The 16,780-nt window shown below is 68.2% G+C and carries 3 protein-coding genes; all 3 read left to right on the forward strand.

Annotation, left to right across the window (positions count from 1 at the left end; translation table 11 throughout):
- Positions 1–103 precede the first annotated feature (103 nt).
- Genes LMQ14_RS18685 through LMQ14_RS18695 form a run of 3 tightly spaced genes read left to right on the forward strand, consistent with a single transcriptional unit; the run spans position 104 to position 16,778 of the window.
- Positions 104–4,855, forward strand: coding sequence for a type I polyketide synthase (locus LMQ14_RS18685; RefSeq protein WP_267731019.1), 4,752 nt, complete (start codon positions 104–106; stop codon positions 4,853–4,855).
- Positions 4,852–11,379 carry a type I polyketide synthase gene (locus tag LMQ14_RS18690; protein ID WP_267731020.1) on the forward strand — a complete coding sequence of 2,176 codons (6,528 nt, stop codon included), beginning with the start codon at positions 4,852–4,854 and terminating at the stop codon, positions 11,377–11,379. Before LMQ14_RS18685 ends, LMQ14_RS18690 begins: the two co-directional genes overlap by 4 nt.
- Positions 11,379–16,778: a type I polyketide synthase gene (locus LMQ14_RS18695; protein ID WP_267731021.1), complete on the forward strand. Its 5,400-nt coding sequence runs from the start codon at positions 11,379–11,381 to the stop codon at positions 16,776–16,778. The genes LMQ14_RS18690 and LMQ14_RS18695 overlap by 1 nt, the downstream gene beginning before the upstream one ends.
- Positions 16,779–16,780 lie beyond the last annotated feature (2 nt).

Below are 16,780 nucleotides of genomic sequence, written 5' to 3' on the forward strand. Positions count from 1 at the left end.
TGCCTGCTTTGCTGCAGGAGCCGGCCGAGCGACAGCTCGATACGGCGGCAGTTACGTTCAGTCAGCGTGCGCGATACGGCTCGCCCGGCGGGCGTGAGGCCGCATGACGTCGAGCATCCGGGGCGAAGCCGACCTTCGCCACTGGCTGGTCGACTATTTGGTGACGAATATCGGCCGCACGCCGGACGAGGTCGACCCCGAACTGTCGCTGGCCGACCACGGCGTGAGCTCTCGCGAAGTGGTGGTGCTTTCGGGTGAGTTGTCGGAGTTGCTGGGCCGGAAAGTATCTCCGGTCGACTTCTGGGAGCACCCGACGATCAATGCGCTGGCCGCACACCTGACCGAGCCGGCACCCGCCGCCGACGTGGACGCCGCGCTCAAGCGCCCGGCGCCCAATTCGCTCGACGAACCGATCGCCGTCATCGGGATGGGGTGCCGCTTCCCCGGCGACATCTCGGGACCGGACGCCTTGTGGGAGTTTCTCTGCGAACGCGGTTGCACGATCTCCGAGGTGCCGCCGCAGCGCTGGCAGCCGTTCGACAACGGCTCACCCGAGGTGGCGGCGGCGCTGGCCCGCACCACCCGGTGGGGGTCGTTCCTGCCCGACATCGACGCGTTCGATGCGGAATTTTTCGAGATCACGCCCCACGAAGCGAACAAGATGGACCCGCAGCAGCGTCTGCTGCTGGAAGTCGCCTGGGAAGCCCTGGAGCACGCCGGCATTTCCCCGAGCTCGCTGAGCCGAACGCAGACCGGAGTGTTCGCCGGGGCATGCTCGAGCGAATACGCTGCGCTCACGTTGGGCGATCTACCCCGGGTCGACGCGTGGAACAACACCGGCGGCGCGATGAGCATCATCGCCAACCGGCTCTCGTATTTCCTCGACCTGCGCGGCCCGTCGGTGGCCGTCGACACCGCATGCTCGTCGTCGTTGGTGGCCATCCACCTGGCCTGCCAAAGCCTGCGCACTCAGGATTCGCACCTGGCGATCGCGGCCGGGGTGAATGTGTTGTTGTCCCCCACGATATTTCGCGGTTTCGACCAGGCCGGCGCGCTGTCGCCGACCGGTAAGTGCCGCGCGTTCGACGCCGCGGCCGACGGGTTCGTGCGCGGTGAAGGCGCCGGGGTGGTCGTGCTCAAGCGGCTGACGGACGCGCAACGCGACGGCGACCGGGTGCTCGCCGTGATCTGCGGCTCGGCCGTCAATCAGGACGGACGCTCCAACGGGCTGATGGCCCCCAACCCCGCGGCCCAGATGGCGGTGCTGCGCGCCGCCTACAGCAACGCCGGGATGCAGCCGAACGAGGTCGACTATGTCGAAACTCACGGCACCGGGACGCTATTGGGAGATCCGATCGAAGCGCGCGCGCTGGGCACCGTGCTGGGTCGCGGACGTTCCGAAGACTCTCCCCTGCTCATCGGCGCGGTGAAGACGAACATCGGCCACACCGAGGCGGCCGCCGGGATCGCGGGCTTCATCAAGGCGGTCATGGCGTTGCAGCGCGGCCAGATTCCGCCGAACCAGCGGTTCGAAAGTCCGAACCCGCACATCCCGTTCACCGACCTGCGCATGAAGGTCGTCGACACACAAGTGGAATGGCCCCAGACGCAGCATCCGCGCCGGGCCGGGGTGTCTTCGTTCGGATTCGGCGGCACCAACGCGCACGTGGTACTCGAGCAAGGCCAAGAGGTGGCACCGGCGCCACTGCGCGGACCAGATCCGAATATCTCGACCCTGGTGGTCGCCGGTAAGACGCCCCGACGGGTGGCCGCGACGGCGTCGGCGTTGGCCGAGTGGATGCAAGGCGCCGGGGCCGACGTGGCCCTGGCCGACGTGGCTCACACGCTCAACCATCACCGGGCCCGGCAATCCAAGTTCGGCACGGTGGTTGCCCGCGATCGCGCCCAAGCGGTGGCCGGGTTGCGCGCGTTGGCGGCGGGCCAGCATGCGCCCGGGGTGGTGGGCCCAGCGGAAAACGACGAAGCGCGGCCGGGCACCGTGTTCGTGTACTCGGGCCGCGGATCGCAGTGGGCCGGAATGGGCCGCCAATTGCTGGCCGACGAGCCCGCGTTCGCCGCGGCGGTCGCCGAGTTGGAGCCGGTATTCGTCCAACAGGCCGGGTTCTCGCTGCACGATGTGCTGTCCAGCGGCAAGGAACTGGTCGGTATCGAGCAGATTCAGCTCGGCCTGATCGGCATGCAGTTGACGCTGACCGAGCTGTGGCGCTCCTACGGGGTGGAACCCGACGTGGTGATCGGTCACTCGATGGGTGAGGTTGCCGCCGCGGTCGTCGCCGGGGCGCTGACCCCCGCCGAGGGCCTACGGGTGACGGCGACGCGCTCGCGGCTGATGGCGCCGCTGTCGGGACAAGGCGGCATGGCACTGCTCGGACTCGATGTGGCCGCCACCGAGGCATTGATCCTGGAGTACCCACAGGTGACGCTGGGGATCTACAACTCGCCCAGCCAGACCGTGATCTCCGGGCCTACCGACCAGATCGACGAGTTGATCGCCCGGCTGCGCGGTCAGAACCGCTTCGCCAGCCGGGTCAATATCGAAGTGGCGCCGCATAATCCGGCCATGGATGCGCTGCAGCCGGCGATGCGCGCGCAGTTGGCCGACCTGGCTCCGCAGACGCCGACGATTCCGATCATCTCGACCACCTACGCGGATCTCGACACTCGTCCGGCCTTCGACGCCGAGCACTGGGCGACCAACATGCGCAACCCGGTGCGCTTCCAGCAGGCCATCACCGCCGCCGGAACCGACCACCACACCTTCGTCGAAATCAGCGGACACCCACTGCTGACCCAGGCGATCAGCGAAACCCTGCACAGCGCCCAGCACGGAAGCAAATACGTGAGCATCGGTAGCTTGCAACGCAACACCGACGACACCATCAGCTTCCGCACCAGCGTCAACACCGTGCGCACCACCCATCCGCCCCAGACGCCGCACCCTGCCGAGCCGCACACCCAGATTCCCACCACTCCTTGGCACCACACCCGCCATTGGATCGACGTCACCCCCATCGCCTGGCAGTCACCGGAATCTGTGCACCGCAACGGTTCTGCGCTACCCAGCGCGGCGGACGGCCAGCTCGACGACAGCTCATACCAGCTGTCATGGCCGGCTATTCCGTTAGCTTCTCCCGAGCTGGTGGCCGCCACCGACCGCGGACGCTGGTTGGTGATCGGCGATCCCGAGCTGGCGACCCAGCTGGCCGCGGAAACGGTGGCCGCAGACGCCGACCCGGTGGAATTGGCCGAGGCGCTGGGCGAAGTCGACCACGTCTTGTACGCGCCTGCGGTCGCCGATGATTCGTTCGACGTGGAGTTGGCCTATCAGTTGTTCGACCAGGTGCGCCGGCTCGTCGAGGTGCTGGCCGCCGGCGACTCGTCGGAGACGTTGTACCTGATCACCCGCAATGCCCAACCGGTCTTCGACGGCGATCGCGCCAACCCCACCCACGGACTGCTGTGGGGTCTTGGCCGCACACTTGCCCTCGAGCACCCCGAAATCTGGGGTGGCATAGTCGATTTCGATGCTTCGGTGCCGGCAGCGGTAGTGGCCGGGCGGCTACTCGAGGAAGTCGACAGCACCGACGGCGAAGACCAGGTCGTTTACCGGCGCGGCGCGCGCCAGGTGGCCCGGCTGCAGCGGCGGACCTTGCCAACCGAATCGCCGGTCGCGCTGGACGCCGACGGCAGTCAGCTCGTCATCGGGGCGACCGGGAACATCGGTCCGCACCTGATCCGCCAGCTCGCCCGGATGGGCGCCAAAACGATCGTCGCGGTATCCCGCAACCCGGGCTTGCGCCTGCAGGCACTGACGGAAACCCTTGCCGCGGCGGGCACGAACCTCGTCACGGTCGCCGCCGACGCCACCGACGAAGCCGCGATGAGCGCGCTGTTCGCCCGGTTCGGCAGCGACTTGCCGCCACTGCAGGGCATCTACCTGGCGGCCTTCGCCGGCCAGCCCGTCTTGCTCAGCGAGATGACCGACGACGACGTGCGGGCGATGTTCGCACCCAAACTCGATGCCGCCGCGCTGCTGCATCGGCTGTCGCTGACGACGACATCACTGCGCCACTTCGTGTTGTTCTCCTCGATCTCCGGGCTGACGGGTTCACGCTGGCTCGGCCACTACGCCGCCACCAGTGGATATCTGGACGCGCTGGCGTACGCCCGTTGCGTCATGGGGTTGCCGGCGACCACGGTCAACTGGGGACTGTGGAAATCGCTGGCCGACGCCGACGAGGCCAGTCAAGTCAGTGTGGGGTCCGGGTTGCTGCCGATGGACGACGAGGTTGCGATCGGGGCGCTGCCGTACCTGATGAGCCCCGCAGCCGGAGTGCATTCCGTTGTGGTGCAAGCGGATTGGCCGCTGCTGGCGGACGCATACCGGGCCCGCGGATCGCTGCGCATCGTCGACGACCTGCTGCCGGTGCCCGGTGACACGGCCATGCCGGAAAGCGAGTTCCGCATCTCGCTGCGCGCCTGCGAGCCGGAGCGCCGCCACACCATGTTGTTCGACCGGGTCGCCACGCTGGCCGCCAAGGCCATGGGACTGCCGCCGACCGAGGCACTCGATCCGTCGACCGGGTTCTTCCAGCTCGGAATGGACTCGCTGATGAGCGCGATGCTGCGGCGCGCGCTGTCGGACGATCTCGGTGAGCCGCTGCCGGTATCGGTCGTTTTCGACTACCCGACCGTCTACAGCCTCACCGACTATCTGGCCACCACGCTGCCCGAGCTGGATACAGACGCCGAACCCGTCGCCGACGCCTACGACGAGCTCGACGAGGACGAGCTGCTGGCCGAACTTTCGGAAAGGCTACGAGGCTCTCGATGACCGCCGCCACACCGGACCGCCGGGCGATCATCACCGAGGCGCTGCACAAAATCGATGATCTGACCGCGCGGCTGGAAATCGCCGAACAGGCGAGCACCGAACCGATTGCGGTCGTCGGAATGGGCTGCCGGTTGCCCGGAGGAATCGACAGCCCCGAAAAGTTCTGGGACTTGTTATGCGACGGGCGAAGCGGCATCGTCCAGGTGCCACCGGAACGGTGGGACGCCGACGCCCTGTTCACCGAGGATCACACCGTCCCCGGCACGATCTGCAACCGTGAGGGCGGCTTCCTGTCCGACTGGCAGCCGGACGAGTTCGACGCGGAGTTCTTCGCCATCCCACCGCGTGAGGCGGCCGCGATGGACCCGCAGCAACGGTTGTTCCTCGAAGTCGCCTGGGAAGCCCTGGAAAACGCCGGGATTCCGCCGCACACGCTGCACGGCACCCAAACCGGAGTTTTCGTCGGGGTCACCGCGTACGACTACATGCTGAAGATGTCGGGCGCGGTGCGGCCCGACGAGCTGGACGCCTACCTGTTGACCGGAAACTCGGCGAACTTCGCCGCCGGGCGCACGGCCTACCTGCTCGGCGCCCGCGGTCCCGCGATAGTGCTGGACACCGCGTGCTCCTCGTCGCTGGTGACGATCCACCTGGCCTGCCAGAGCCTGCGCTGGCGAGAAAGCGACACGGCACTGGTCGGCGGGACCAACCTGCTACTCAGCCCGGTGGCCAGCATCGCGTGCTCGCGGTGGGGAATGCTGTCGCCGGAAGGCCAGTGCAAGACCTTCGACGCCGGCGCCAACGGCTATGTGCGCAGCGAGGGCGCCGGCGTGGTGGTGCTCAAGCGATTGTCCGACGCGCAACGAGACGGCAACCGCATTCTCGCCGTGGTGCGCGGTTCGGCGGTCAACCAAGACGGCGCCAGCAGTGGGGTGACGGTGCCCAATGGCCCGGCACAGCAAGCACTGCTTCGCCAGGCGCTGACGGTGGCCAAGCTGACGCCGGCCGACATCGACTACATCGAGGCACACGGAACGGGCACCCCGCTGGGCGACCCGATCGAACTCGACTCGCTGAGCACGGTTTTCGGCGATCGGGAAGGCCGCGCGCCACTGGTGCTCGGAGCCGTGAAGACCAACCTCGGCCACCTGGAGGCCGCCGCCGGGATCGCCGGATTCATGAAGACCGTGCTGTCCGTCGGACATGGCCGCATTCCCCGGAACCTGAACTTCACCGAGCTCACTCCCCATGCCAGCCAAGGTGTTTCGCGGCTGCAGATCGCCACCGAAGACATGGAATGGCCGTCGACCGAGCAGCCGCGCCGGGCCGGGGTGTCGTCGTTCGGGGTGAGCGGGACCAACGCGCATGTCGTGATCGAGCAGGCGCCATCTTCGGCGCCCGCGCCGGAGCAAGATCCTCAGTCGGTGCCCGCACCGCAGCGGGACCCGCAGCCCGCGGTGACGACGCTGGTGCTATCCGGCAAGTCGGCGCAGCGGGTGGCAGCGACGGCATCGGTGCTCGCCGACTGGATGGACGGCCCGGGCGCCGCGGTGCCGCTGGCCGACGTGGCGCACACGCTGAACCACCACCGGGCCCGCCAACCCAAGTTCGCCACGGTGACCGCCGTCGACCGCGACCAGGCGGTGGCGGGGCTGCGCGCGCTGGCCGCCGGTGATCTCGCCCCCGGTGTGGTCGGCTGCCCGGAGACCGCCGTCGGACCGGGCACCGTATTCGTCTACTCGGGCCGCGGATCTCAGTGGGCCGGAATGGGGCGCCGGCTGCTGGCCGACGAGCCCGCATTCGCCGCGGCTATCACCGAACTCGAGCCGGTTTTCGTTGCGGAGGCCGGTTTTTCGCTGCACGACGTGATCGCCGGCGGCACGGAGTTGATCGGCATCGAGCAGATCCAGCTGGGTCTGATCGGGATGCAGCTGGCGCTGACCGCGCTCTGGCGCTCCTATGGGATAACGCCGGATCTGGTGATCGGCCACTCGATGGGAGAGGTGGCGGCCGCGGTGGTGGCCGGCGCGCTGACGCCCGCAGAGGGGCTGCGAGTGACCGCGACCCGGTCGCGGCTGATGGCCCCGTTGTCGGGGCAGGGCACCATGGCCATGCTCGAACTCGACGCCACCGCCACCGAGCTGCTGATCGCGGATTATCCGCAGGTCACCTTGGGGATCTATGCCTCGCCACGGCAGACGGTCATCTCGGGGCCCACCCGACAGATCGACGAGCTGATCGCCAAGGTGCGCGCCCAGGGCCAATTCGCCGGCAAGGTCAATATCGAAGTGGCCCCGCACAATCCCGCAATGGACGCCCTGCAACCGGCGATGCGTGCCGAGCTGGCCGGTCTCACCCCGCGGCCACCGACTATTCCGATCATCTCGACCACCTACGAAAACCTGGATCGCCCAACGACATTCGACGCGGAGCACTGGGCGACCAATATGCGTAACCCGGTGCGCTTCCAGCAGGCAATCAGCGCCGCCGGCGCCGCTCACCACACGTTCATCGAGATCAGCGGGCATCCCTTGCTGACCCACGCCATCACCGAAACCCTTGCCGCGGACGAGGGTGACGGCTATCTGAGCATCGGCACCCTGCAACGCGATGCGCACGACACCCTGACCTTCCACACCAACCTCAACGCCGCCCACACGACCCGTCCACCGCAGACCCCGCACAACTGCGGACACCAGACCGTGCTGCCGACCACCCCCTGGCAGCACGGCCGGCACTGGATCTCCCCCAGCACCACGGCACACCACGCGCCAAACACTCACCCGCTGCTGGGCTTTGGTGTCACCGACCCCACCAACGGCACTCGGGTATGGGAATGCGAGCTCAACCCCGACCTGTTGTGGCTCGGCGATCACGTGATCGACGATCTGTGCGTGCTGCCGGGTGCGGCCTATGCCGACGTCGCGTTGGCGGCGGCGACGGAAGCATTCGCGGAATCGGCAGACGCCGAAGACCGGCCGTGGATGATCCGGGAGCTCAGCCTGCATCAGATGCTGCAGGTGACCGATGGCACGGTCCTCGTCACGACGCTCACCGGCAACGAACAGACGTGCCAGATCGAGATCCGCACCCATAGTGCCTCGTCGGGATGGACCAAGCACGCCACCGCCACCGTGGCGCGCGAGACCGACAGCCAGCTAGCCGGTGCGACCGTCGAGTTGAATGATGTTGCGGCCGAGATCAACCCCGACGAATTGTACGAGCGGCTGCGTGCCGCCGGGCAACAGCATGGACCGGCGTTTCGCGGCATCACCGGCCTGAGCGTGGCATCCTCGGGTGCCGCGCGCGCAGACGTACGGCTCCCCTCGTCGGCCAGAGCCGGTTCCCGCAACTTCGTGCTGCACCCGGTGATGATGGACATCGCGGTGCAGGCACTCGGCGCCACCCGGGCCGCGACCGATCTGGCCGGCGGGCAGAACGCCCGGCAAACCCTGGTGCTGCCAATCCGTTTCGCGGGCATCCACGTGTACGGCGACATCGCCGACGGTGTGTGTTCGACCGGCTCACTTGCGGCCACCGACAGTCCGGATCGGTTGCTCGGCCAGGTCGTGCTGACCGACGCGAACGGTCAGCGGCTACTCGTCATCGACGAAGTCGAAATGGCGGTGCTCGGGTCGGCCGGCGGTGCGGCACACGATCACCTACTCACATTGGAGTGGGAGCCGGCGCCGCTGGACAAAGCCGTCGCCAGTCTCGGCGGGTTGTTGTTGATCGGTGAGCCCACCGCGAGTGATCCGCTGCCGCAGGCATTGCAGTCGTCACTGAGCGACAGCGTCGCCGAAGTCGACGTAGTGTCCCCGACCGACACCGCGACGCTGCGCGCGGCGATCACCCGAAACCCTTGGGACAGCATCGTCGTGCTGTGCCCGCCGCACGCGGTCGACGAATCGCTCTCGGAGACAGCTCAACTGGACCTGGCGCTGGCGCGCACCCTGCAGATCGCGGACATCGCCAAGACCGTGACCCGGATGGGCGCCCGCAACAGCCCGCGACTGTGGATCGTCACCCGCGGCGCACAGCAAGTCGTAGCGGGCGAGTCGGTCACGTTGGCGCAGACGGAGCTTCGCGGCATCGCACGGGTGCTGACCTTCGAGCATCCGGAGCTGAAGACAACGATCGTCGACGTCGAGGCGAACGGTGCCGACTCAGTGGCCGCGCTGACGAGCGAGTTGCTCGCCGGCTCCGATGCCGACGAGGTCGCCTTGCGCGACGGGCATCGCTACCTGAACAGGCTGGTGCCGGCGCGCACCACAGCCAAGGGCGAGCCGCTCGGCGAAACCCGGCGGGCGAAAGTGAACCTGGACGCCGGTGGCGCGGTACGGCTGCAGATCGATGAACCCGGACGCCTGGATGCGCTGAGATTGCATGCGGTGAAACGGATTCCGCCGAACGCCGACCAGGTAGAGGTACGCGTGGCCGCGGCGGGCCTCAACTTCAGCGACGTGCTCAAGGCGATGGGTATTTACCCCACCCTGGACGGCGCCCCGCCGATCATCGGCGGCGAGTGCGCCGGTGTCGTCACGGCCGTCGGCAGCGACGTCGACTCTGTGCAGGTGGGGCAGCGGGTCATCGCCATCGGCCCGGGCAGCTTCGGCTCGCACATGACGACGGTCGCCGACCTGTGCACCCCGATCCCCGACACACTGCCGGATCCCGAGGCGGCCGCGTTCGGCATCGCGTATCTGACCGCCTGGCACTCGCTGGTTGAGGTCGGGCGACTGGCCCCCGGTGAACGGGTGCTCATCCATTCCGCCACCGGCGGTGTGGGACTGGCCGCGATGGCGATCGCCAAGATGGTCGGCGCCCGGATCTACACCACGGCCGGTTCGGATGCCAAGCGCGACATGCTGGCCGCGCTCGGCGTCGAGTACGTCGGCAATTCGCGCACCGCTGACTTCGCCGACGAGATCCTGGAGATCACCGACGGCTACGGCGTGGACGTCATCCTCAATTCGCTTCCGGACGAAGCGATTCAGCGCGGCGTGCAGATCCTGGCGCCCGGGGGCCGGTTCATCGAGCTGGGCAAGAAGGACGTCTACGCCAACGCCACCTTGGGATTGGCGGCACTGACCAAGAGCGCGTCCTTCTCCGTCGTCGACCTCGATCTGAATCTGAAGCTGCAGCCGGCGCGCTACCGCGCGATGCTCACCGAAATACTGCGGCACGTCGCGGACGGCAAGCTGCAGGTACTTCCCGTCACCGCGTTCTCCCTCGAGAGCGCGGTCGACGCCTTCGCATTGATGGCGTCCGGACGGCACACCGGCAAGATCGCCGTCACGATACCGGCCACCGGCAGTATCGAAGCGATAGCCGAAACTCCGCAGCCACTGGTCAGCCCGGACGGCGGCTACATCATTGTGGGCGGCATGGGTGGCCTCGGTTTCGTCGTGGCGCAGTGGCTGGCCCAACAAGGCGCGGGATTGATTGTCCTGAACGGACGTTCGGCGCCCGGTGCGGACGTGGCGCCGGCGATAGCGGAACTGAGCGCCGCGGGGACCCGGATCGAAGTGGTCACCGGTGATATCGCCGAACCCGGCACGGCCGATCGGCTGGTACAAGCGGTCCACGACGCCGGCTTCCGGGTGGCCGGAGTCTTGCACAGCGCCATGGTTCTCGAAGACGAGATCGTGCTGAACATCTCGGATTCGGCCGCGCGGCGGGTGTTCACCCCGAAAGTCACCGGCAGCTGGCGGCTGCATCAGGCCACCGCCGAACTGGACGTCGATTGGTGGCTCACCTTCTCGTCGGCATCCTCGCTGCTGGGTACGCCCGGCCAGGGAACGTACGCCGCCGCCAACTCATGGGTCGATGGTCTGGTCGCCTACCGGCGCTCGCGCGGACTGCCGGCCGTCGGAATCAACTGGGGCCCATGGGCCGAGGTGGGCCGCGCCCAGTTCTTCGCCGATCTCGGCGTCTCGCTGATCACGGTCGAAGAAGGTCTGGCGGCCATGCAGCAGCTGCTGTCGGTCGACCGCGCCCGCACCGGCGTCATCCACCTCGACGCGCGGCAGTGGTTCCAATCCTTCCCCGCCGCAGGCGGTTCGTCGTTGTTCGCGAAGTTGCACGACTCAACGAAGCTGGAGCGCCGCGGCGGCGGCGCGATCCGTGCGGAATTGGATGCCAGCGACCCGGCCGAACGCCCGGATCGGCTGGCGGCCGCGATCGCCGACCAAATCCGCGCGGTGCTGCGCTCCACCGAGTCGATCGATCACGATCGGCCCATGGAGTCGCTTGGCCTCGACTCGCTGATGGCCCTCGAGCTGCGCAACAGGCTGGAGGCGAGCTTGGGCACCACGTTGCCCGCCGCCCTGGTCTGGGCATACCCGACGATCCACGATCTCGCCGGTGCCATGTGTGAACGCCTGGGCTACGAAACGGTGGCCGAACCTGGCCCCGCGGCGGACGCGGACGCGGAAGACGAGCTGTCCGACGAGGAATTGGAATTGCTGTCCGACCTCGTTACGGCGAGCGAGCTGGAGACGGCAACTGGGGGCAGTGAGTAATGACAAGTCTTGCCGAACGCGCGGCACAGATGTCCCCCAAGGCGCGCGAGGTGCTCGCGCGTGAGCTGGTTCGCGCGGGAACGGCATTTCCGACAGATGTTGCCGAGCCGATAGCAGTAGTCGGGATCGGCTGCCGGTTGCCCGGGAATGTGTCGGGGCCCGAAAGCTTTTGGCAGCTGCTGATCGATGGCCGCGACGCCGTCGGCGAGGTGCCGGCCGATCGGTGGAACGGCGACGCGTTCTACGACCCCGATCCGCAGGCACCGGGACGAATGACGACCAAATGGGGCGGCTTCCTCGACGACGTCGCCGGGTTCGACGCCGACTTCTTCGGCATCACCCCCCGCGAGGCCGTCGCGATGGACCCGCAGCAGCGGATCTTGCTCGAGGTCGCCTGGGAGGCCCTCGAGCACGCCGGGGTGCCACCGGATTCGTTGAGCGGCAGCCGAACCGCCGCGATCATGGGTGTATCGGCGTGGGATTACACGATCCTCAACCTCGAGCGCAACACCGAGATCGACGCGTACATGAGCACCGGAAACCCGCACAGTGCCGCGGTGGGGCGCATCTCGTACCTGTTGGGACTTCGCGGTCCGGCGGTCGCCGTCGACACCGCGTGCTCGTCGTCCTTGGTGGCCATCCACCTGGCCTGCCAGAACCTGCGGCTGCGGGAAAGCGACATCGCGCTCGCCGGCGGGGTGCACCTGTCCCTGTCGCCGTTCACCAGCATCGCATTGTCCAAGTGGTCGGCCTTGTCGCCGACCGGTCGGTGCAAAACCTTCGACGCGCTGGCCGACGGATTCGTGCGCGGCGAGGGCTGCGGCGTGGTGGTGCTCAAGCGGTTGGCCGACGCCGTCCGCGACGGTGATCGGGTGCTGGGCGTGGTACGCGGTTCGGCGATCAACCAGGACGGCCGGTCCAACGGCATGACCGCACCGAATGCGGCCGCGCAGCGCGACGTGATCAGCACCGCGCTGCGGATGGCCGACGCCACGGCAGACAGCGTGAACTACGTCGAAACCCACGGCACCGGAACGATTTTGGGCGATCCAATCGAATTCGAGGCGCTGGCGGCGACCTATGGCGGGGGCGACGGCCGCTGCGCGCTCGGTTCGGTCAAGACCAACATCGGGCATCTGGAAGCCTCGGCCGGCGTCACCGGATTCATCAAGGCGATCCTCTCGGTGAATCGCGGATACATTCCGCGCAACCTGCACTTCAACCGATGGAACCCGGCGATCGACGCGTCAACCACGCGGCTGTTCGTGCCGACCGAGGGCACCGCGTGGCCCACCGAAGGCACCCGCCGGGCGGCGGTGTCGTCGTTCGGACTCAGCGGAACCAACGCACACGTGGTGGTCGAGCAGGCGCCGGCGTCGTCCGCACCACCCTCGGTCGAGCCGGTGGTGTCCACGTTGGTGGTGTCGGGCAAGACGCCGCAACGGCTCGCGGCAATGGCCCCGACACTGGCCGACTGGATCGCCGGACCTGGAGCCGCGACACCGCTCGCCGACATCGCGCACACGGTGAATCATCGCCGGGCCCGGCACAACTGGGTCGGCACCGTCGTCGCGCGCGATCACGCCGCCGCGGTGGCCGGACTGCGGGCATTGGCCACCGGCACGCCGGCCCCGGGTGTGGTGGCCGCCACCGAGGCCGGTCACGGATCCGGCACGGTGTTCGTCTACTCCGGCCAGGGCGCGCAGTGGGCCGGCATGGGCCGCCGGCTGCTGGCCGACGAACCCGCCTTCGCCGCTGCCATCGCCGAACTGGAGCCTGAATTCGTTGCACAGACCGGCTTTTCGCTGCGGCAGACGCTGGCGGACGGCAGCCCGGTCACCGGCATAGACAAGATCCAGCCGCTGCTGGTGGCCATCCAGTTGGCGCTGACCGCGCTGTGGCGCCACTACGGCGTCGTACCCGACGCGGTCATCGGACACTCGATGGGTGAAGTGTCGGCAGCGGTGGTGTCCGGAGCGCTGAGCGCCGCCGAGGGGTTGCGGGTGATCGCCACCCGCTCAAAGCTCATGGCGCAGTTGTCCGGCCAGGGCGCGATGGCCCTGCTCGAACTCGACGCCGCCGCCGTCGAAGCGCTGATCACCGACCACCCGGACGTCACGCTCGCGGTACACGCCTCACCCAGCCAGTCGGTGATCGCGGGCCCACCCGACCAGGTGGACGCGGTGATCGCGGCGGTGACCGCCCGTAACCTGCTCGCCCGGCGCATCGAGGTCGACGTGGCCTCCCATCACCCGATCATCGACCCGATACTGCCGCAATTACGTTCGGCACTAGCCGATTTGGCCCCCAAGCAGCCGACCATCCCGATGATCACCACCACGATGGAAGGTCCCGCACCCCTGCTGGACGCCGACTACTGGGCGGCCAACCTGCGCAACCCGGTGCGTTTCCACCAGGCCATCACTCAAGCCCGTGGGGGCGCCGACGCGCCCTACCCCACTTTCATCGAGATCAGCCCACACCCGTTGCTGACTCACTCGATCAACGACACCCTCGGTGGGGCCAACGCGCACACCCTCGGCACCTTGGCGCGCGACACCGACGACACGGTCACCTTCCACGCCCAGCTCGCGGCGCAGCTCGTCGCCACGTCGAAGACGCCGACGAACACCGCCGACGGTCGGCTGGCCGACATCCCGGTAACTCCTTGGGAGCACACCCAATACTGGATCGCCGACCGGTCGGCGGTATCGACCTCCGTAGCCACCCACCCGTTGCTCGGTGTGCACATCGAAATTCCGTCCAGCCGGGACCACGTCTGGCACGCGGACGTCGGCACCGAGGTGTCCCCCTGGCTCGCCGACCACAAGGTGTTCGGACAGGCGACCATGCCCGGCGCCGGGTTCACCGAAATCGCCTTGGCCGCAGCCAGTGAGGCGTTGGGCGTGCCGGCCCACGCCGTGTCGCTCAACCAGCTCGAGGTCGAGCAGATGCTCACCCTGAACGACCACACCCAGTTGACCACCCAGTTGATGCGTGGTGCCGACGACAAGATCCGGATCGAAATCTATTCCCGCTCAGCCGGTAACGACTGGACCCGGCACGCAACGGCCAGGGCCGAAGTGCGGACACCGGAGATCCCCCAGGCCTCCCCCGAACAGCCCGCACCCGCCGGCGGCGGCGAGACGGCGATCAATCCGGCCGAGGTCTACACCGCACTGCGGCAGGCCGGTCAATTCCACGGTCCCGCTTTCGCCGCGCTGACGGCCGTGCACCGACTGCCCGGCGGTGCAGTCGAAACCGAGATCGTTCTTCCCGACGAGTCGCCGTGGCACCCCGACTTCCGGCTGCACCCGGTCATGCTGGACGCTGCCCTGCAGAGTTTGGCGGCCGCGATACCCGACGACGAACTCGCCGGATCCGCCGAAGCCAGCTATCTCCCGGTGTCGTTCGAGTCGGTGCGGGTGTACGGCAATCCCGGCCGGCGGGCCCGGTGCCGGGCCCAGCTGTCCGGCCTTGACGAAGGCGGCGCGGGAAAGCTCGGCAGAATCGTCCTGACCGACGACGCCGGGGTCGTCACAGCGGAGATCAACGACATCTATGTGCGCCGTGTCGAACGGCGCAGCGTGCCACTTCCCCTGTCGCAGAAGGTCTTCGATACCGCCTGGGTGCCCCGCGCGGTCAGCGCCGGGCCTGCCGACATCCCCGGCAGTTGGCTGGTGCTCACCGCTGGGCAAACACCCGAGGCCGACCAATTCGTCGCGGGATGGCGTTCACCGGCGCACCAGGTCGTCACGGCCGACCTGCACGACGAATCCGCCGTGCTCGCCGCATTCGCCGAGACCGCAGGCGATCCCGAGCGGCCACCCGTCGGCGTGGTCGTATTCGTCGCACCCAACCCGAGCGTGACCAACGACGGCATCGCCGCGTCGCGCGAAACGGTGTGGGCGGTCTCGACCGTCGTGCGCGCGATCATCGGCGGCTGGCATGGCCAGCCGCCGAGGCTGTGGCTGGTATCCGGCGGCGGCCTCCCGATCGGTGACGAAGCGGGCCAGCCGGGGGTCGGCGCACTGAAAGGCCTGGTGCGCGTGCTGGCCTACGAGCATCCGGAATTGCGCACCACCCTGGTCGATCTCGACCTCACCCGCGATCCCGTCACCGCGCTGAACGCCGAGCTCGAATCCGCGGTGTCCGGCTCGATCGACGATGTGATCGCCTGGCGAGGTGACCAGCGCTACGTCGAGCGGCTGTCCCGCGCGACGCTCGACGAGCCCACCCGCGACGACGTGGTCCGCGCTGGAGCGTCCTACATCATCACCGGTGGCCTGGGCGGTCTCGGTTTGGTGTTCGCGCGCTGGCTGGCGGACAGCGGTGCGGGCCGCATCGTCCTCAACGGCCGCAGCGAGCCCTCAGACGAACAGCGCACAGTGCTGGCCGAACTGGAACGCAAAACCGAGATCGCGGTGGTCTTAGGCGATCTGGCGGTCGACGGCGTGGCGGAAAAGCTGGTGGCCGCCGCGGGCGAATCGGCGCTGCGCGGCATCCTGCACGCGGCCGCGGTACTCGACGACAGCTTGGTGTTCTCCATGACCAAGGACAGCATGGAGCGCGTGTGGGCACCCAAGGTCATCGGGGCGCTGCGGATGCACGAAGCCAGTGTCGGTTGTGAATTGGACTGGTGGCTCGGATTTTCGTCCACCTCGTCCCTGCTGGGCGGTCCGGGACAGGCCTCGTACGCGTGCGCCAGCGCCTGGCTGGACGCCCTGGTCGACTGGCGCCGGGCATCGGGGCTACCCGCGACGGTGATCAACTGGGGGCCATGGGCCGAGGTCGGGCTGGCCCGCACCCTGACCGGCGGGCCGCTGGATCCCATCACCCCTGCCGAGGGCGTCGCGGCGCTGGAGCCGTTGCTGGCCACCGGTCGCTGCCACACCGGCGTCGCCCGGCTGCGTGCCGACCGGGCACTGATCGCCTTCCCCGAGATTCGCAACCTCGGGTACTTCACCAACGTGGTCACCGAACTCGAGGCCGCCGGCGACGGTGGCAACTGGGCCGGACCCGAGGCACTGAGCGGCCTCGATCCCGCCGAAGCGAAATCGGCGATTGCGGACCGGCTGCACGCACGCATCGCGGCGGTCATGGGCTATGCGGAACGATCGGCCGTCGACGCGGACCTGCCTCTGGTCGAGTTGGGCATGGATTCCCTTATGGCGGTGCGTATCCGCAACTCCGCGCGGGCGGATTTCGGTGCCGAGCCGCCGGTGGCGCTGCTGCTGCAGGGCGCGACACTCAACGATCTCACGGCCGAGCTGCTCCGCCAGCTTGGGCTTACCGGTGACGCGCAAGCACACCAGCAAGAGGGTGCTGTTCGCGACCGGGCACAACAGCGCGCGGCGGCGCGCCAACAAGCCGCACAGCGGCGGAAGCGAGGACGCTAGTA

This window comes from Mycobacterium sp. Aquia_213 (genome assembly GCF_026625985.1).
Classification (GTDB): Bacteria; Actinomycetota; Actinomycetes; order Mycobacteriales; family Mycobacteriaceae; genus Mycobacterium.